This is a genomic window from Blautia coccoides (genome assembly GCF_034355335.1).
GTDB lineage: Bacteria > Bacillota > Clostridia > Lachnospirales > Lachnospiraceae > Blautia > Blautia producta.
Window position 1 is genome coordinate 5,975,949 of record NZ_CP136422.1, and the last position, 18,695, is coordinate 5,994,643.

The following is an 18,695-nucleotide window of genomic DNA, read 5'->3' on the forward strand; positions in this document are numbered from 1 at the left end:
GTTAAAGCCCTCTCTCTTTCTTATATTCAACAGCCGCGCACACAAGTCCCGCAAAAAGGGGATGCGCATGGTTTGGTCTGGATTTTAATTCAGGGTGTCCCTGTGTTCCCACAAAGAATGGGTGGTCTGTAAGTTCGATCATCTCCACGATCCTGCCGTCAGGGGAAAGGCCGGCCAGTGTCATTCCGTTCTCCTCCAGCCTCTCCCTGTAGTCATTATTTACCTCATAGCGGTGTCTGTGGCGCTCTGTGATCTCTTCTTTTCCGTATAAAGCACTGGATTTTGTTCCCTTTTTCAGTTTGCAGGGATAAGATCCAAGCCTCAGTGTCCCGCCCAAATCCTCCACTCCGTTCTGCTCAGGCATAAGCGCAATGACCGGATGCAGGGTATTCGGGTCCAGTTCAATGCTATTGGCATCATGATACCCAAGTATATTACGGGCAAATTCAATAATCGCGGCCTGCATACCAAGACAAATACCCAGGAACGGTATTTTGTTTTCTCTGGCATACTGAACAGCCAGGATTTTTCCTTCTGTTCCTCTGCTGCCGAAACCGCCCGGAACCAGGATTCCATCCAGTCCCTGCAGAAGTTCTCCGCAGTTTTTTTCCGTAATATTTTCTGAATCCACCCAGCGCAGTCTCACGCTGGCATGACCGGCGATGCCGCCGTGTTTCAATGCCTCCGCCACGCTTAAATACGCATCATGGAGCTGTATATATTTACCCACAACGGCAATCTCAACCTCTGTATCCGGGTGGCGCAGATCATCCACCATGGACTTCCAGTCCTCCAGATCCGGCTCGGGGCACGGAAGGCGCAGACACTCGCACACTGCCTGGGCCAGATTCTCCTTTTCCATGGCAAGAGGCGCCTCATAGAGATATTCCACATCCAGGTTCTGCAGTACGTGGTTTACCGGCACATTGCAGAAAAGAGCAATTTTATCTTTGATTTCCCGGGAAATGGGATATTCAGACCTGCAGACCAGAATATCCGGCTGCAGCCCCATACTCTGAAGCTCCTTCACACTTGTCTGGGTGGGTTTTGTCTTCAATTCACCGGAGGCCTTCAGGTAGGGGATCAGCGTCACATGGATGAGAACGGCATTCTCATGTCCCACATCATGCTGAAACTGCCGGATCGCCTCCAAAAACGGCTGGCTCTCAATATCACCTGCTGTCCCTCCCACTTCAATGATGGCGATCCTCTCCTCACCAGGTGTTTTGGCCCGGTAAAAGCATCCCTTGATCTCATTGGTGATATGCGGGATCACCTGCACCGTCCCGCCGCCGTAATCCCCATGGCGTTCTTTGTGCAGAACGGACCAGTAAATTTTACCTGTGGTCACATTGGAGTTTTTATCCAGACTCTCATCTATAAATCTCTCGTAATGCCCCAGATCCAGATCTGTTTCTGTCCCGTCATCTGTCACGAATACCTCTCCGTGCTGGATCGGATTCATGGTTCCGGGGTCTACGTTGATATAAGGGTCAAATTTCTGCATCGTCACCTGATAACCTCTGGCTTTTAAAAGGCGGCCAAGAGATGCCGCGGTAATTCCCTTTCCAAGTCCTGACACCACTCCGCCTGTAACAAATACATATTTTACTGCCATCACATTTTCCTCCTGCGTTACTGTGTTACATGATTTATGGAAGACTGCCGTGGTACACATTCCTGTCACCCAGGACATGTATACAATATTTTCCACACATCAAAAAGGCGCCGGACAGCCCATATCCCTATGGGTAATCCGACGCCTTCGTCGTTAAAGTTTGCTAATAATAAATTATATTATCTCATTTATCCCTATTTGTAAATCCCCAATTTTATTTTTTGACAAATAGGCAAAGGAAGAAAACCCCAGGCCGCTTACCAATGCTTTTTACAAAAGCAGTCCTGTATAGTAGCCGTCATTCATGGCATGGTAGATCTGTCCTACATTTTTGCAGTCTCCCACAACATAGCTCTCATCCACTTCCGCACATAAAGCATCCACCGCTGCCCAGGGTGCGCGGAACCCCAGGGCGCATACAATGGTGTCCGCTTCAATCAGAAATTCACCCTCTGCATTTTCTGCAAGAATGCCTTCCGGTGTGATTGCTTTTACCTTTGTTTTCACGTAAATAGCAGCGCTCTCCTGCACATGGGGCATCAGGCCGCCCCGGTAGAAAGAATTTACTTCCATGGCAATATCATCTTTCATTTCCACAATAGACACCTGGTGTCCCTCATGGAAAAAGGAACATGCGGCTTCCGCGCCTACCAGACCTCCGCCCATGATCGCAACACGTTTTCCAAGCCTTTCCGGGTGCAGTTCCGCCTCAATGGCCATAACTACATTTTCTCCGTCAATTCCCGGAATGGGAGGCCGAAGTTCCGAAGAGCCAACCGCGACAATCAAAGCATCTGGTTCAAAATCCCTGACATATTTTGGTGTTGCCTCTGTATTCATGACAACCGTAACCCCGGCCTGTTCCACCCGGCGGGTCAGAACATGGCACAGCTTTCTGATATCTTCTTTAAAATACGGCGCCCCTGCAGGGTGGAGATTTCCCCCGAGCTTATCTGACTTTTCAACAAGTGTAACCTTATGTCCTCTGACCGCAGCCGTGATTGCAGCCTCCATTCCTCCGGGACCGCCGCCGATAACCAGAACCTTCTTTTGTCTTTTTGGTTCCAATAGGGGTTCCTCCCCCTGGATCTGCTGTCCCTGCTTTGGATTTACCGTGCATTTTATGATCTCCAACTGGCCGGTGGCTCCAAAACACTCATAACACCTCAGACAGGGAGTAATATCCTCTTCACTTCCCTCCAAAGCCTTCTTTGCAATATAGGGATCTGCAACCAGTCCGCGGCCTATCTCTACCAGATCAGCCTGTCCGTCTGCAATAATTTTTTCCATTTGTTCCGGATCGTTCAAGGACCCTACACACGCAACCGGTTTGGTGACATGTTTTTTGATCTCTGCCGCCAGATACACATTGACACCTCTCGGGAAAAAGGAATTTGGATGTGTCCTGCAAAACATTGCCGGATCTTCATGGTTTCCGCACGAAATATTAAAAAGATCCACTTTATCATTTACAAGCTTGGCAACTTCTATATAATCAGCAAGAGTGAGTCCTCCCTCCTGAAAATCATCCCCATTGAGACGAAGTTCTATGGGAAAAACAGGCCCTGCTGCTTTTCTGACCGCATCCAGCGCCAGAAGTAGAAAACGGGCGCGGTTTTCCAAAGAACCGCCAAATTCATCCGTCCGGTGATTAAACAGAGGGGAAAGAAACTGATTGAACAGCCAGCCATGGGCTGCATGAACCTGAATCATATCATATCCCACGTCTTTACAAAGCTTCGCCGCTTTTCCATAGGACTCCGCAATTTCATAGATCATCTCCCGGGGCATTTCTTTTACTTCCCCTGCGGGCATCATCATGTCACTGGGTCCGTATGCCGCCTTGCAGGTGTCAAGATCTCCCCCCACGGAAGCCAACCCTCCATACATGCCCCCATGGGACAACTGAATATTCGCAAGCCCTCCGGCGTTGTGTATTCTTCTCACAGATTCCGCCAATCCCTGACGAACGCCGAAAGAATCCAACTGCAGTTGTTTATTGTGTGATTTTCCTGTGGCAGAGTGGGGAATGGCCTCACCATATGTAACCACACTCACCCCGCCTTTTGCTTTTTCCTCCAGGTAGGCGATCATTTCCGGGGTAAAATGGCCCTCTGTGGTAATCATACTTGGACTGGTGGGGGCAGCAATGATTCTGTTTTTCAGTCTGATATTTCCGATCCTGATGGGTGAAAATAAGTGCGGAAATTTTTTCTTACCGGCAAAACATGTTTTTCCCATAATATTCTTCCTTTCACAACGGGCAGTTTTCAGACTTCTGTCCATACAGACCCATTCTTGCTGCTCTTCACTGCCGCATGAATAAACCGAACTCCCATTACGCCGTCTTCCACTTTCGGAAAGTCCAGATCTTCCTGTGTGATCTCCCGGCCATTTATCTGTTTCAACACTGCACTCATAAACGCGTGATAAATATTGGCAAATGCATAGGTCAGACCCTCAGGATGGCCGGAAGGAATGTGATTCAGCTCTGCTGCACGCCCGGTTATATATCCAGTTCCTCTGTGGTATATCTGCACCGGCTGTCCCTTCTTTGTCACTTTCAGATAATTGGGGTCCTCCTGGACCCATTCAATGGCTCCTTTGGTTCCAAAGATACGCACTGTCAGTCCATTTAAGTGTCCTGCGCACACCTGGGAACAACTGTACACTCCATGGACGCCATTTTCGTACTCCACTAGCATATTCGCGTTAAGATCCAGCTCCATCCCGTAATTGTCCAGGGCCGCTGCCACTTTTTTGGGATGTAAACCGGTAATATAACTGACTGTATCTTCAATGTGGGTGCCAATATCGCCCACACAGTTTGAGATACCTGATTTTTCCGGATCGGTGCGCCATACAGACAGCTTTGTTGTTGTCTGGCTGCCGCCTCCTATTTCATCTATCAGCCAATCCTGAAGATACTCGGCATTTACATTCACAATTTCGCCGATCTCACCCTTTTCAACCAGTTCCCTTGCCAGTTTTACCATGGCATATCCTGTATAGGTATAAGTCACAGCAAAAAACAGATTTTTCTCTGCCGCCAGGGCCTGAAGTTCCTCTGCCTGCTCCACGGTAAAGCATAAAGGTTTTTCGCAGGCCACATGTATTCCTGCCTCCAAAAAGGCCTTTGCCACCTGGTAATGAGTTGCATTTGGCGTCACAATGGATACAAAATCAATGCCGTCTTCCCTTTTGGCCTCTTTTTGCGCCATTTCCCGGTAGTCTTTATAAAGACGGTCTTCCTCAATTCCATAAAAGCTGCCAGTCTCCTGGTTTTTCCCATCTTTGGAGCTGAAACAGCCTGCCACAAGGTCCGCTGTCTCCTCCAGCGCAATGGCCTTTCTGTGTACTGCCCCGATAAAGGCACCCAGACCGCCGCCTACCATTCCATAACAAAGTTTCTTTCTCTCTGCCATGTCGATTCTCCTTCCTGACTAATTTGCAATGGCATCGTCGAATTTGATATCAGATGCCTTGAAGTCGATTCCACGGACAAATTCTGCCGCCTGTTTTGCTCCATATTCCCGTTCCATTCCGCTGTCTTCCCATTCCACAGAAAGCGGTCCTTCATACCCCACAGCGTTCAGTACGCGGATAATCTCCTCAAAATTCACATCTCCATGTCCCAGTGAGCGGAAGTTCCATCCTCTGCGCAGATCTCCGAAATCAATGTGAGAGCCCAGCAGTCCGCTCCTTCCGTCTAAGGTCACGGCTGCGTCCTTCATATGTACATGGTATATCCTGTCTGCAAAATCCTGAAGGAATAAATGAGGGGTAACTCCCTGCCATATGAGATGACTCGGGTCAAAATTCAGGCCAAACTCCGGTCTGTCCTTGAATTTTTCCAGCAGTCTCTTGGTGGAGTAATAGTCAAATGCGATTTCTCCTGGATGAACCTCTAATGCGAACTGAATGCCATTTTCAGCAAATACATCCAGAATCGGTGACCAGAGATCATAGATTTCCTGGTATCCAGCTTCAATCATCTCCTCTGTTGTCTGCGGAAATGAATATAAATATTTCCAGATCGGAGAGCCTGTAAATCCGGTCACTACATAACAGCCCATTTTCTTTGCTGCAAGTGCAGCGTATTTCATGGTTTCAACAGCCCATGCCCGGATTGCATCCGGCTGATCTGCCAACTCGTCAGGCGCGAAATTGTTCAGCCTGGGATCATTATAGTCACCTACACATTGACCGATGATATGAGTGGACAGGGCCTCACATTTCAAGTCGTATTTCTTCAGCAGATCCATGACTTCCTGAAAATAGGAATCATCCTCCACTACTCTTTTCGCGTCGAGATGATTGCCCCAGCATGCCAGCTCCAGGCCGTCATAACCCATCTCTTTTGCTTTCCGGCACATAACCTCAAGTTCCAAATCCGTCCACTGACATGTCATAATGGTTAAAAGTCTTCCCATTTTTTTCTTCCCCTTTCATTATCCAATTTTCACTAATATCGTTTAAACCGTCCTACTTTGGTAAGCCGGTCCGGCAGCCCCGGCACACGGCCCGTAGTGGATATGATTGCACTTTCCGGGCAAGCCCCTATACACTTTCCGCACTTTGTGCAGTCAGTGTCTTCAATCATATGGATGTAGCCATTCAGCCCTTCTATGTAACTGCCCTCACAAGTCTCCTGACATTTGCCGCAGCCCATGCATTTTTGAGGGTCAATATAAATATTTACAAATGCCAGACAGCTTCCGGCTGTACATTTTTTTCTCTTTATATGATCCACGTATTCATTCTCAAATTTTTCAATGGTCCCCAGAACCAATGCGCTACCCGAGTTTCCAATGGTACAGGAGGAAGAGAACGTCATAGCCTCTCCGATTTCTTCCATAATTTTCATGCCCGGTAATTTGCCTTTTCCGCTGATCACTTCCTTCATTCCGGCATATAGCTGAATCAGTCCTTCCCGGCAGAATGTACATTTTCCGCAGCTTTTTCTGCGGCTCTTCATTAGCTGTTCAAACGCTGCGTCCAACATACAGCAGCCATCTGTGTAAAGCTTTATGACTCCGTCCCCCAGACTTGTCCTTTCCGTAAGAATCATAGGCGGAATTTCCTCGGGCAGATACAGAGCGTCGCCAATTTGAACTGCTTTTATCCCATCCAAACTTCCGGTTACCTCCTGCATCTGAGTTCCGAAGGGCACGTAACGGGGTTCTGATACCGTCTCAGCGGTTTTGCTGTCCGTATATTTTACAACACTTACTAATGTTTTAGCTTCATACCTGTCATTTAAAACATCCGCAACTGCTGCCAATGTCTGGATGTGATTTATGATCCCGTTTCTCAGCAACCGCATGTCTGCAATTTCGTTTACTATGAGAAGGTCCATCTCCATCTCTTTGGCAGATTTTTCAACTATCCCGGCTAATTCTGTCTCTTCCTCCGGCAAATACAAGACAGCTCTGTCCGCGTCTGTAAGCCATGCCGTAACGCCCAGCCCTGTCAGGACTTTTTCAGGCTCCTTTTTCAGAATATCCAGCAGCATGTGTGAAAAGTCATTGTTGTTCAATGCTCCGGCAGCCAGAACCGGGGTTCCTTCTTCCCTGCCGGACTGAAGGAATCTGTCCAGTTTTTCTGCCAGTCCTTCACTCAGCGTCCCGTACTCAGTAATTCCGGCTCTCCGGATTTGGCTTAAAACCTTTTCTTTATCCAGAGATTTTAGAAGTTCATTCATTTTCAAGAGTATACCCCCTCTTTGCCTTCAAAATCTTTCCAGAGTCTCGCCGGTGTGATCTGAAGCCTCAGATCACACTGCAGACATCGTGACGCTTCTGAACAAGCTGCCTCATTACAGAATCCATCATCAACCAGTTTAAAGTTACTCTGACGTTCTTTTGCCTCTTTTATATCCGTGGAAGTCCGTCTCTGATACGCAAAACCTTCTATCTTCCCGATTTTGGGATCTGCGTGCTGCGCTGGCGCGAAAGTTTCCGTGATATCACCGTCGCCGCCAAGATAAATATCTATTTCACTGGCAGCCTGTCTTCCGGCCTCTATGGCCATGATCACCGACTTGGTTCCGTACACTGCATCGCCTGCCGCAAAGATTCCTTCCACAGAAGCCGCTGCGCTTCCTTCCTTTGTGACAATGGAATTTGCCCGTCCCAGAAGGATACCTGCCTCTTCTGTAATCTCAACTCTCTGTCCTGTGGCAAAAATAACGGTGTCACATTCTATATGGTGCTCCGAACCGGCTTTCTTCCTGATAACCGGCCGTCTGTTCTCATCAAAAGAAAATTCTTCCACATCCATAAAATCAACGCCTGTCACATACTCTGTCCCGGTAATCCTCTCAAAGGTCTGTGCCGGATGTACCAGGATTCCCCCTTCCTTCGCCTGCTGGATCTCTTCCTCGTCTGCCGTCATCTTATCCTCTGCCTCCAGACAGGCCACATGGATCTCTTCTGCTCCCAGCCTTTTTGCACTTCTGGCACAGTCAAAGGCCACATTGCCCCCGCCGAGAATGATCACATGGCGTCCAATCCCTGTCTCCTGACCCATAGAACACTTTCTCAAAAACTCAATGTTCACCAAAGTCCCGGGCAGATCATTTCCCTCCATGGGAAGCCGCACACCCTGATGTGTCCCTATAGCCATAAGAACTGCATCGTATTCTTTCAGAAGCTGCGCCGGATGCTCCACCCGGGTATTCACCTCTGTATGTATACCTGTCTCTTCCATATAACCGTATTCTTCAGCCACAACCTCCCTTGGGAGACGATAGGCAGGAATGCCGTAACTCATCATACCACCCACAGTGGGAAGCGCCTCTTTTAATGTCACGTCATGTCCCTGCTTGCGGAGATAATACGCAGCCGTCATACCGGCCGGCCCTGCGCCCACTACACAGACTTTCTTTCCGGTATCGGGAAGCTGTTTTCCTTTGCCTTTCCAGTATCTACCGGTATCCTGCTCAGCCGCATAGCGTTTGATATTGCGGATGGACATGGCTTCCGACACTTCGCCCCGTTTGCACTGTAATTCACACGCATGGGAGCACACATGTCCCAGCGCCTTTGGAAACGGAACTTTTTCACGGATCACAGCCGCCGCCCCATCGCAGTTTCCCTCTTTGACAAAACGGATGTATCTGGGAACGTCTGTGTGGGCAGGACACGCCGCCTTACAGGGAATGACCCAGTCTTCCTTGGATGCTTTTTGGGCATTTCTTTCCATCAGTTTGTCTCTTATAGTTCCTGTGGGACATACCTCCACACAGGCCTGACAGAACCTGCAGTCTGCGTCCGCCAGCAATTTGTCATGAAGGGTTCCCACATAGGTTTCCAGGTTCTTTTTCTGGTACTGGATTGCGCCTACACCCCGCAGGTCATTGCACGCACGCACACATCTTCCGCACAGCACACAGCGGTTCATCTCATACTCGATCAAGGGGTTTTCTTTATTCTCTTTAAATCCTTTTACTCTCTCTTTTATATGGGAGCCTGCACCCCCCAGGTACTGTATCAGTGTTTGAAGTTCACAATTGCCGTATTTAGGACAGGTGGAACAATCCTCCGGATGTCCGGCCAGAAGCAGTTCCATAGCCATAGACCGTAATTTCCGAAGATTTTCACTCTCTGTACGAATGACCATTCCGTTTTCCGCCTTTAAGGTACAAGATGGAACCACACCTTTCACACCTTCAACCTCAACAATGCATAAACGACAGGAGCCATTTTCCGGCAGATCTGGATGATGACACAGATGGGGAATGTAAATTCCCGCCTGCAATGCGCATTCTAATACACATCTATGCTCCGGCACTTCCAACCGGATGCCATCAATTATAATTTCAGCCATATTTCCCTCCCCAACCAATCGTTTTCTGTACGTCTTTTATCTACACACAATATAGCATTTTCTATCTTGGCTCTCAACTTTGATATTTCCTCTTTATTGCGGAAATATATTTATTCAAGTACGCCTCTGCGTACTTGCTGCGAGGCGCGCGTCATGCTCTGCATGACAAAGCACATCTGCGCGCCTCTGCAATCCGCCGGAGGCTTTATCTTGAAAGCGGAAGATTTATCCGCTTACAAGATAAAAGGACTGTTGTATTGCTTAAAACGTGCCCGGCAAAACAACAGCCCTGATTTCTGCTTACTATTTTAAGTTTATTCTGATTCCAGGATAAAATCAGCCAGTTCACCAACTGTAGGGTATTTTCCAATGTCTCCCAGAGAGAGAACCACATCTGTCTCATTCTCGATCAATGCGCATAAGGAAACTCTCTGCAGGGATTTTGTTCCGAACTCCTCGGGGATATTGGTGGATTCCGATATTCCGGCCGCATCTGCACGATAAGTCTGTGCCACACAATCAACAATAAATTTAATCATTTCATCTCTATTCATTTATTTTCCTCCACATTTTTATCAACTTCAAAAAACAGGGTTGTAAACCCGTCCCTCTCCGCAAAAAGAGCATGTATGGGGATTGGCAGTTTATCTTTCATTTTCTTTGCCGCTTTCCGGGTCATACCGAATACCGTCCCGTTAAACATCACGCCTTCTTCCAGTTCGATGAGGCCATAGCAATAAGGTCCGATCTTATCGTTCCAGGGATCTGCATTCAGTGATGCCGGGAGAATGATACTGTGAAGTTTTCCTTTTCCTGACAGTTCAACCCATTCTGTCTCATGATATCCGCAGGTGTTGCACGCATATCTGGGGGGATATTCAATGGCACCGCATTCCAAACATCTGCGGGCATAAATTTTGTGCTCTGCTAAGCCCTCATAAAATTTTTCGACAATTTTTTCAATCTTCATTTTGACCTCCTTATTCCAGAACTCTCAGGATCGGAATATGGCAGTTCTGACCACCGCCAAATCCGCGCAGCATTGCTGTTTTGGGATTCTTCTTTATCTGACGGGGTCCCGCCTGTCCGCGCAACTGAAGTACAGCTTCATAGATATCTGCCATGCCGGACGCCCCATAAGCATGTCCATATGAAGTACGGCCGCCATGAGGATTGATGGGCCTGTCTCCGTCAAACGCAGTACGTCCTTCCAGCACCCACTTCCACCCTTCACCTTTGGGCAGGTAGCCAAGTTCCTCCGCTGCGAGGAGCTGTGACGAGAGTACAAAATCATTTACAAGAAGAAGATCAATATCCTCCGGGCGTAAGCCGGTGGCTTCATAGACCTGACGTCCGGCTTCTCTGGTGATCTCCATCTCATTGTGGGGCCTCATAAGTTCCAGACAAGAGGTTCCCACACCCAGAACTTCTATGGGCTTTTGTTTAAACTGGTGTGCCATTTCCGTAGGACAGACGATGACACAGGCAGAGCCATCCGCGCTGGGCGCATTGCCGGTCACACGGAGATACTGGGTTGTTTTTGGGTTAAAGGGTGAGCGGAGATACTCCATGGGGTCATCAAATCCCAGCTCCTTTGCAATCTCTTCAAAAGGTGTCCGGTACATAGCCAGAGGATTCAATACAGCGGCTCTTCTTCCGTGGTAAGACATGGTATTTAAAACTTCGTCTACCTGGCTGTCTGTCAGGCCATATTCATTTTTGTAGAGATCCGTCCAGTCATCCTGTCCGATATGGCCTCCTCCAAGGGCACGTGTGTAAGCGCGGTCCATAATTGCTTCCAGATCAGGTGTAACATCATCTGTGGTGATCTTTTTCCGCAGATGTGCCGGTTTTCCCGGAACCGGCAGGCCGCATGCCATCTCCACACAGCCGGAAAGGACAATTTCATGTGCACCGCTTGCCACATCATTTACAGCCTGTTCCAGACCCACATAACCGGTACAGCATGCCTCTGAGTGGTGGACAGAGCCTTTTCCCCGCACCCCGAACCACTCTGCAACCTGCATGTTAGGTGTTGCTGCATTGTTAAAAAACTTTGGATTGGCAGAGCCATGGTAAAAGAAATCAATGTCTCTCGGCTCAATTCCTGCATTTTCCATTGCCATCAGTGCTGCTGCCCCAAAAAATTCTCCTTCTGTAAGTCCCTTTAATTCCGGATTCTCCCCTGTATCGCCAAAGGGCATTGCCCCCACTCCGATAATAGAGACGCTCCGGCTATATTTTCCAATTTTACCTGGTACCATAATCTTCTCCCTTCCGCAGGCGCTGTGGTCTTATCCACACGCAATTTGACATACCTTTATTTCCTTGTATCAGCCTTCAGTTCAAGATAAAGCACTTCCTGGGGCGTAAGTTTTACGTTCAATGCTCCAAGAGAGGATTCTATCTCGCTTCTGTTTGCCGCTCCGATAATGGGGAATGCATTCAGCGGGCTGTCCAGAACATATGCCATTGCCACCTGGGGAATGGAGCAGTTCTTTTCCTCTGCAATCTCTTTACAGCGGTCGAGTCTTACAAAGTTTTCCTCATAGCAGTATCCGATGCGGCAGAACATATCAATTTTTTCTGGGTCCTCTGCCAGAAGTTCTCTTGTGATCCTTCCTGAGAATAACCCTCTGGCAAGGGAGGAATATGCGAGAACCGGCATCTGGTTTTTCGTATACCAAGCCTGGGCATCTGCATTTTTATTTCCTGCAATAGTAACACATCCCGGAGCAAAGGGATTCTTAACCTGTTCAGCCAGACTGAAGTTGGGAGAGGATACAGACATTGGTGTCAGATTGTGGGCATAGGCATATTCGTTTGCCTCCTCCAGACGTTCATGAGTCCAGTTGGAACCTCCGAATATCTTAATTCTCCCTGCTGCCTGATGCTCATTTAACTTTTCTACGATGGGGCCAACAGGAAGTTCTGTGTTGTCTCTGTGCAGAAGATAGATGTCCAGATAATCGGTGCGGAGTTCTGCAAGAGTCTCAGCCAGATCAGAGTCAATGTCATAAGGTGTGACTCTCTGGCGGTAGTCTGTGGGATGGGCACCCTTGGAAAGAAGAACAATGTTCTCACGGACACCCCTGGATTCAATCCATTCGCCTACTGTGGGTTCGGAATCATAGGCACGTGCTGTGTCAATGGCAGTGATTCCAAGGTCATACGCTGCATCCAGTGTCTGAAAATGTTTCTCTTTATTGTCAGGGAACATTCCGAATGTGCCCATAAAAAACTTGCTGATCTTTTTGTCAATTCCGTTAAATTTTACATATTCCATTATTCTCATTCTCCTTTATTCCATGTTTGTTTTCTTATTCCGGCAGCTTGAAGTTGGCGTCTAATCCGCCTTTTTTATCCTCGTTATATATTTCCAGGAACAATCCCAGTTCTTTATGTAAGTCCAGATATGCAAACTCCATTCCGATAACAGGGTCTTTGCACCACAGCCATGGGGCCCTGCCGGTGAGTTTTTTATGCTCATCAACCACTTTTCCAAACCCATCCCTGGTGATCAGCGCAATGTGATGCATACCCGGTCCATGTTCCTCCAGCCATGTTTTATAAGGGCTGTCACTGACTGGCTGAATAAGCTCTAATTCAAATCCCCAGCAGTCACAAAATGCCATAACGGTCTGAAGACGTTCCTTTTTTCCGTTCATGGTAAAATCGGGAAATTCCGCGGAATCCAAAGGGCTGATCCTCCAGGGTCCAATCCCGTACTTTTCATACTGTTTTACCGTCTCCTCAACATTTTCTACAATAATTCCAATCTGTAAAAATTTTGCAAACTGTGTGTCCATCATAATATTTCCTCCTTCATGGTAAATAAAATATATTTGATCTATTAACATAGCCGCTGTCAGCCGGCCAGACCAATCCTGTTATTTGTAAATGGGATCCAAAACCGTATCAATATAATTTTTCGTCAAAAGAATGGTTGACAGAGGATCCGGTGTTCCATCCGATTCAATTCCAATCCATCCCTTATGGTTATACTTTTTCATCAGCTCCCACAGACCTTTAAAGTCCAGAAGTCCGCCGCCCGGCTCCCAGAACCAGCGCGCTCCCTTCTCATCAAATTCCGCCCCTGCGCCGAATCGCTTTTCATCCGGGGCATCAATGTAGGTGGTGTCTTTTATGTGGAAATACTGTACCCTGTCATGATAAGTATCATAAAAATTCAGGATATCTTTCCCCATAATCGCAACCTGTGCTGTGTCAAGACAGTAATAAACATAACGGGGATCTGTCATCTCTAAAAATTTCTCATGGTCATACTTATTCACGGCGCACCAGAATTCATTGTGGATGGATACTGCCAGCCCCTTGTCCGCGCACATACGTCCCACGGTATTCATGCACTCTGCCACATTTTTCAGGCCCTCTTCATCCAGGGGTCCTGTTCCGTAATACTGGCCTGCGGGCTGCACGATGAGGTTGATCCCGCCACACTCTGCAAGGGCGTCAATGGCCTGCTGCTCATATGCAAATATTCCCGGATGATTTCTCTTATCCTGGGACCCCACATGATGGGAAAACATTCCTGTGATCCGTTCGATACCCCGTTCCAGGGCAAAGTCCCTGAAATTTTTCATTGATCCGAATGCATTGGTGATGTTAGGAACAGAAAAGACCATAATCTCAATTCCCTTAAATCCGGCCCCTGCAAAGTAGCGGAGAATCTTATCCCAATCCTGATAATAGTAGGCTGACCCAAAGTCACCCATATACCACTCATCAAAATTGTTAATCTGCTTATAATTGATATTGCCCCAAAGATTCGTCATGTACGTATAATCAATATTTCTATTTTCCATTCCTTACCTCCTCAGCAATATAATTTTTCTCCAAGTTATTCCAGAATGTTCTCATCCTTAAAATTCCTTTTGGAATATCCAGTGAATATTTGGAATCCAATATTACCGGACCGTCAAAGTCAGCATTCCGCAGAATTTTATATATTTCAGTAAAATCCATATTTCCATAACCCAGGTCATAGTATACTCTCTGCCTGCGTCCATCCTGGGGGAATTCCGGGGATATTGTCTTGTAAACATCCAGTTCATCCTTGAATTTTGTATCTGTAAAGCACACCGCCTTTGCCTGTTTTGCATATTTTTTAAAGTATTCCAGGTAATCCGCATTGGCGATGGAGAGATGTGCCGGATCTGCCGCATAAGAGACAAGACTGGTATCCAGATTTTCCATGAAGGAATCAATCTTGGTTCCCCTGACTAAAGTCCAGTATTCATTGCGGACTGCAAAATGGATCTTGTTTTCCTTGCAGGCTTCTCCGATACGGTTCATACATTCCGCTGCATTTGCCAAAAACTTTTCTTTTTTTCCTTCATCCCCGTGAAATGCCTGATCCAAAAAACCAATCCCCGGTGTGGGGGATGCCAGCAGTGTGCTGCCTCCCAACTGTACCAGCGCCTCTATGGTGTCTGCCGCGTGGCTGTAAAAAGCATCAAAAAATCTTTCTATGGGAAGGCCTGTCTCAAAAAGACTGTTAAATTGGCTCTGTGCGGAAATGCCAATGGCCTCAACATTTTCAATTCCTTTATTGTTCAGGTATTTCAGATATCCTTCCGGTGAACCGAAACGTGTCTTTACGGATGCCGTACAAATAGGCGCTCCGTTTCGTGACACATTTTCGGTGTTGGGCACCATGGGAATCATCACTGAGGTGAACCCGGCCGCCGCAAACATATCGGTAAGTTCGTCCCAATACCATTTTGCTGCTCTCAAAAAAGCGCCCGGGCCGCTTGTATCAGCATTGACAATCCCAAAACTTGCTACTGCTTTCATCTTTACCATCCTTTCCTAGCGCCTGTTTGAAAATTCATTAAAGCAATTTAAAAACAGACTCTTATCCTTTTTTATCCATACTCTCAACGATTTCCCTGAGGTTTTTCAGGCTTTCATCCAGTTTCTGGTATAGTTCCACATAATACGGGTATCGCTCATCATAGATGTCGGCCCACTGCTGAACCGGCTGGATTACTTCCCTTACCTTGATGATACTCTCTGCCGCCTTTGCAAAATCCGGAAACACACCGACCTTATGCCCCACAAGCAGAGCGTCACCCATGGGCACATCCCCGGAGCTGCTGTCCAGAAGATATACAGGAACCCGCAGCATGGATGCCTTGATTTGGCACCATGTACGGCTCTTTGCCCCGCCGCCGCAGATATACAATGCGTCAACTCTTGCCCCAGACTTTTTGATGGTCTCCACCACATGGCGAAGTGCATAGGCAGTACCCTCAAAAACAGCCCTTACAAAATCCCTTCTCTCCGTGTCCATACCCATGCCGATGAACATTCCTCTTGCGTATTCGTTCCAGAGGGGCGCCCTTTCACCCATCAGATAGGGATAAAAGAATAATCCCCCTGCCCCGGGCTGTGCCTCTGACGCCAGTTCGTTCAAATAGGTATAGATATCCATATGCTTTTCTTTTGCCTCCAGCTTTTCCTGGGCAGCCATTTTATCTATAAACCACTTGATGGATGACCCGGTAGACTGTATAGGCGCATCGAAAATCCAGGGCATTCCCTGAATAGTACAGGGTCTTGTGACTACCGGAACATTGGAGGGGCTCTTTTTTTCACTTCCGGCAAAGACAATGGATGTTGTTCCCGAGGACTCCCCTGCGTCTCCAAGCTGCTTTAATCCCATGGCATACATGGAAGCCAGAGCGTCGCTGCATCCGGCAATCACAGGCACGCCTTTTGGCAGACCTGTTTCCCGGGCAGCTTCTCTTGTCACAGTTCCGATAATATCGTCAACTGCCTTTAACTCCGGCATCACCTGCTCTAGATCCACCCCTATGATATCTCCGATCTCTTTTGACCATGTCATAGTGCGGATGTCCAGACACTGTGTTCTGGACGCCTGATCCATATCTGTTGTCATGACCCCTGTAAGCTTCATGTTCAAAAAAGAACTTGCCTGTATGTAGTACCTGGTTCTTGCGAACAACTTCGGCTCATGTTCTTTAAACCACAGAATCTTGTTTGGCAGGAAAGAAACTGCCGGCTGCCCCCCTGCAACGGATGTAAAATGCTCCAAGCCCATTTCCTTTACAATCCGGTGCATTTCTTTGCCTGATCTCCCGTCCTGGCATGTCAGGGCATTTCGCAGGGGTTCTCTTTTCTCATCCAAGGGCAGCATGGTTACCGTATGAGAACTGATGCCGATTCCCCTGACTCTCTTCATGATGGAATCACCGGCACTTTCTGAGAGCGAGCGGAATATGGCTGCTGCATTTCTCCACCATTCCTGCGGGTCCTGTTCCACTGCCCCCGGGCCAGCCTGAATGGTTGTGCTTAACCGGCTTGCCGATGCCGCAACCGTTCCGTCCTCCCCCATCAGAATGGCTTTTATATTCGTCGTCCCGCAGTCCATGCCTATCAGGTAATTTTTCTGTATTTCTCCCAATATCATATCCTCCTGTCAGAAGGGTATCTTAAACTGCCTGGTCCGCGGCAATCAGGGCCTGCATGGCTTCCACTGCCTTCTGGGGCATTGGCTCATAATTGCCCAGGGTTTTTGCAATTACGGTTGTCTGCGCCATTTCATCTGTGTAAACTGCCGCGTGCATAGCTCCCTTCATATCCTTGCCGCAGGAAAACATGCCATGATTTTTGATCAGACATACTCTTCCCTTTTCACCGATTGCCGCTGCCACCTTCTCTGCCACTTCATCGGAACCCGGCATTGTGAATCCAACCACTTTGACCGGTGTAAACTCACACTGAGGCGGTGTAATAGGTTTCAGTTCCGGGTCATCTCCCATGGCGCAGATGGTGGCATACATACTGTGTGTATGTACTGTGGCATTTACGTCTTTTCTCATGCGCAGAACTGCCGTGTGCATGGGAACTTCGGAGGACGGTTTGTAAGCTCCGTCAATCCATTTATTTGTTCCGTCATCCATCATTTCCACAATGGCAATATCCTCCGGTTTCATCCCCGCATAGGAAATTCCGCTGGGTGTGATTGCAACAATATTGGGATTCTCTGAATCTCTCATTGCGATGTTCCCGGATGTACCGTTGATCAGCTTTTTTTCCACCGCTTCGTTAATGGCAGCCAGCACTGTTTTTCTGATATCTTCATAAATCATACTTCAATCTCCTTATTCGTCGTTTTACTTTTATTTGCGAACCTTCCAGATATACTTTCTCTGTTCCCCTTTCAGATAGGCAAGTATCTCTTCTCCCATCATGGTTCCTGACCAGCCGTCCACATCTGTGGTAAGACCTGCCATGTGCGGTGTACAGACAACGTTGCGCATTTTCAGCAGAGGATGGTTGGCGGGCACCGGTTCTTTCCAGTAAACATCAATGGCCGCTCCTGCGATCTGCTTATTCTGAAGAGCTTCCACAAAATCTTTCTGGTCAATGACTGCTGCCCTGGCGGTATTGATCACATAGGCAGTTGACTTCATTTTTGAAAACCAGTCTTTATTCACGATCCCTTTTGTCTGGGGCAGTACAGGGAGATGGATACTGATCATATCTGACTGGCTGAGCATGGTATCCAGATTCACTGCCTGCACCCCGTCCGTTTCAATCTTTTCTTTGGGAATATAGGGGTCATATGCAAGGATTTCCATTCCAAAAGCTTTGGCTCTGACTGCAACTTCTCTTCCGATGGCACCATAACCTGCAATTCCCAGTTTTTTGCCATACAGCTCAAACCCAATACCATAATCCATAAACGGATGGTTTTCATCCAAGGGACCAAAGGTTACATTTTTCACATCCGGCACATCATAAATATCTTCCATGGGTTCACCCACATGTTCGCCTCTGGACAATCCTGTACTGCTCAGGGTTAAATTTCTGGCGACTGCGATCATCAGCCCCATATTAAACTCAGCCACAGCCACACGGTTTCTTCCGGGTGTATAGGAAAGCTCTATTCCCGCCTCCTGAATCGCCTCATGATCCACGGTTGCCGGTGTTCCTTTTGCTACACCCATAAATTTCATACCGGATGCAGCCCACTCCCTGATCGTTTCCCCACCGGCATATTCGTCGCCAAGCACCACCAGCTCATGTCCTTTACACTCTTCCCGTGTCATTTCTTCTGTGACATTACCCTTTCCATGTTTTAATTCACCGCAGACAGTGATATCACACTGTTCTTTGACAGACTGGAGAATCTTCTCCGGAATCGGTGTACAAAGTGCAAGTTTCTTTTTCATTTGGTATCTACCTCCAATTTTTA

Annotated in this window: 16 protein-coding genes; all 16 read right to left on the reverse strand. The window is 47.7% G+C overall.

Annotated features, from left to right (window positions below; all coding sequences use genetic code 11):
* Position 1: 1 nt before the first annotated feature.
* The 16 genes from BLCOC_RS26800 to BLCOC_RS26875 all read right to left on the reverse strand — a co-directional run bounded on the left by BLCOC_RS26800 (position 2) and on the right by BLCOC_RS26875 (position 18,672).
* A complete protein-coding gene (locus BLCOC_RS26800) occupies positions 2–1,618 on the reverse strand; it encodes a CTP synthase (protein WP_018594715.1) in 1,617 nt (538 codons plus the stop codon).
* Positions 1,619–1,888: 270 nt separating this feature from the next.
* Positions 1,889–3,859 (reverse strand): oxidoreductase, encoded by a 1,971-nt coding sequence (locus BLCOC_RS26805; RefSeq protein ID WP_115623918.1) that lies wholly within the window; start codon positions 3,857–3,859, stop codon positions 1,889–1,891.
* 29 nt (positions 3,860–3,888) lie between these two features.
* Entirely contained in the window at positions 3,889–5,043 is a 1,155-nt protein-coding gene (locus tag BLCOC_RS26810) for a Gfo/Idh/MocA family protein (RefSeq protein ID WP_115623919.1), read from the reverse strand.
* An 18-nt stretch (positions 5,044–5,061) separates the two neighbouring features.
* Positions 5,062–6,051, reverse strand: coding sequence for a sugar phosphate isomerase/epimerase family protein (locus tag BLCOC_RS26815; protein WP_018594718.1), 990 nt, complete (start codon positions 6,049–6,051; stop codon positions 5,062–5,064).
* Positions 6,052–6,083: 32 nt separating this feature from the next.
* Positions 6,084–7,322, reverse strand: coding sequence for an NADH-ubiquinone oxidoreductase-F iron-sulfur binding region domain-containing protein (locus BLCOC_RS26820; protein WP_242999111.1), 1,239 nt, complete (start codon positions 7,320–7,322; stop codon positions 6,084–6,086).
* A 2-nt stretch (positions 7,323–7,324) separates the two neighbouring features.
* On the reverse strand, positions 7,325–9,448 hold the full coding sequence (locus BLCOC_RS26825) for an FAD-dependent oxidoreductase (protein ID WP_115623921.1): 2,124 nt from the start codon (positions 9,446–9,448) through the stop codon (positions 7,325–7,327).
* 314 nt (positions 9,449–9,762) lie between these two features.
* Entirely contained in the window at positions 9,763–10,002 is a 240-nt protein-coding gene (locus BLCOC_RS26830; protein WP_018594720.1) for an acyl carrier protein, read from the reverse strand.
* A complete protein-coding gene (locus BLCOC_RS26835; RefSeq protein ID WP_115623922.1) occupies positions 9,999–10,418 on the reverse strand; it encodes a Zn-ribbon domain-containing OB-fold protein in 420 nt (139 codons plus the stop codon). Before BLCOC_RS26835 ends, BLCOC_RS26830 begins: the two co-directional genes overlap by 4 nt.
* A 10-nt stretch (positions 10,419–10,428) precedes the next feature.
* Positions 10,429–11,712, reverse strand: coding sequence for a thiolase family protein (locus BLCOC_RS26840; protein WP_115623923.1), 1,284 nt, complete (start codon positions 11,710–11,712; stop codon positions 10,429–10,431).
* Between the two features lie 56 nt (positions 11,713–11,768).
* Positions 11,769–12,734, reverse strand: coding sequence for an aldo/keto reductase (locus tag BLCOC_RS26845; RefSeq protein WP_115623924.1), 966 nt, complete (start codon positions 12,732–12,734; stop codon positions 11,769–11,771).
* Between the two features lie 34 nt (positions 12,735–12,768).
* Positions 12,769–13,260 carry a VOC family protein gene (locus BLCOC_RS26850; RefSeq protein WP_165907236.1) on the reverse strand — a complete coding sequence of 164 codons (492 nt, stop codon included), beginning with the start codon at positions 13,258–13,260 and terminating at the stop codon, positions 12,769–12,771.
* A gap of 78 nt (positions 13,261–13,338) precedes the next feature.
* Positions 13,339–14,274, reverse strand: coding sequence for a sugar phosphate isomerase/epimerase family protein (locus BLCOC_RS26855; protein WP_115623926.1), 936 nt, complete (start codon positions 14,272–14,274; stop codon positions 13,339–13,341).
* Positions 14,264–15,265 (reverse strand): sugar phosphate isomerase/epimerase family protein, encoded by a 1,002-nt coding sequence (locus tag BLCOC_RS26860; RefSeq protein ID WP_165907237.1) that lies wholly within the window; start codon positions 15,263–15,265, stop codon positions 14,264–14,266. The genes BLCOC_RS26855 and BLCOC_RS26860 overlap by 11 nt, the downstream gene beginning before the upstream one ends.
* A 61-nt stretch (positions 15,266–15,326) precedes the next feature.
* Complete coding sequence (locus BLCOC_RS26865; RefSeq protein WP_115623928.1) at positions 15,327–16,898, reverse strand: xylulokinase; 1,572 nt, start codon at positions 16,896–16,898, stop codon at positions 15,327–15,329.
* A gap of 28 nt (positions 16,899–16,926) precedes the next feature.
* Positions 16,927–17,586, reverse strand: a complete 660-nt coding sequence (locus BLCOC_RS26870) for a class II aldolase/adducin family protein (protein ID WP_115623929.1) — start codon at positions 17,584–17,586, stop codon at positions 16,927–16,929.
* 30 nt (positions 17,587–17,616) lie between these two features.
* A complete protein-coding gene (locus BLCOC_RS26875; RefSeq protein WP_115623930.1) occupies positions 17,617–18,672 on the reverse strand; it encodes a 2-hydroxyacid dehydrogenase in 1,056 nt (351 codons plus the stop codon).
* Positions 18,673–18,695 lie beyond the last annotated feature (23 nt).

Coding starts and splice junctions, on each gene's coding strand:
- BLCOC_RS26805 (WP_115623918.1), bottom strand. CDS start 3,859: ATGGGAAAAACATGTTTTGCCGGTAAGAAAAAATTTCCGCACTTATTT.
- BLCOC_RS26850 (WP_165907236.1), bottom strand. CDS start 13,260: ATGATGGACACACAGTTTGCAAAATTTTTACAGATTGGAATTATTGTA.
- BLCOC_RS26840 (WP_115623923.1), bottom strand. CDS start 11,712: ATGGTACCAGGTAAAATTGGAAAATATAGCCGGAGCGTCTCTATTATC.
- BLCOC_RS26835 (WP_115623922.1), bottom strand. CDS start 10,418: ATGAAGATTGAAAAAATTGTCGAAAAATTTTATGAGGGCTTAGCAGAG.
- BLCOC_RS26875 (WP_115623930.1), bottom strand. CDS start 18,672: ATGAAAAAGAAACTTGCACTTTGTACACCGATTCCGGAGAAGATTCTC.
- BLCOC_RS26815 (WP_018594718.1), bottom strand. CDS start 6,051: ATGGGAAGACTTTTAACCATTATGACATGTCAGTGGACGGATTTGGAA.
- BLCOC_RS26825 (WP_115623921.1), bottom strand. CDS start 9,448: ATGGCTGAAATTATAATTGATGGCATCCGGTTGGAAGTGCCGGAGCAT.
- BLCOC_RS26820 (WP_242999111.1), bottom strand. CDS start 7,322: ATGAATGAACTTCTAAAATCTCTGGATAAAGAAAAGGTTTTAAGCCAA.
- BLCOC_RS26855 (WP_115623926.1), bottom strand. CDS start 14,274: ATGGAAAATAGAAATATTGATTATACGTACATGACGAATCTTTGGGGC.
- BLCOC_RS26800 (WP_018594715.1), bottom strand. CDS start 1,618: ATGGCAGTAAAATATGTATTTGTTACAGGCGGAGTGGTGTCAGGACTT.
- BLCOC_RS26860 (WP_165907237.1), bottom strand. CDS start 15,265: ATGAAAGCAGTAGCAAGTTTTGGGATTGTCAATGCTGATACAAGCGGC.
- BLCOC_RS26845 (WP_115623924.1), bottom strand. CDS start 12,734: ATGGAATATGTAAAATTTAACGGAATTGACAAAAAGATCAGCAAGTTT.
- BLCOC_RS26810 (WP_115623919.1), bottom strand. CDS start 5,043: ATGGCAGAGAGAAAGAAACTTTGTTATGGAATGGTAGGCGGCGGTCTG.
- BLCOC_RS26830 (WP_018594720.1), bottom strand. CDS start 10,002: ATGAATAGAGATGAAATGATTAAATTTATTGTTGATTGTGTGGCACAG.
- BLCOC_RS26870 (WP_115623929.1), bottom strand. CDS start 17,586: ATGATTTATGAAGATATCAGAAAAACAGTGCTGGCTGCCATTAACGAA.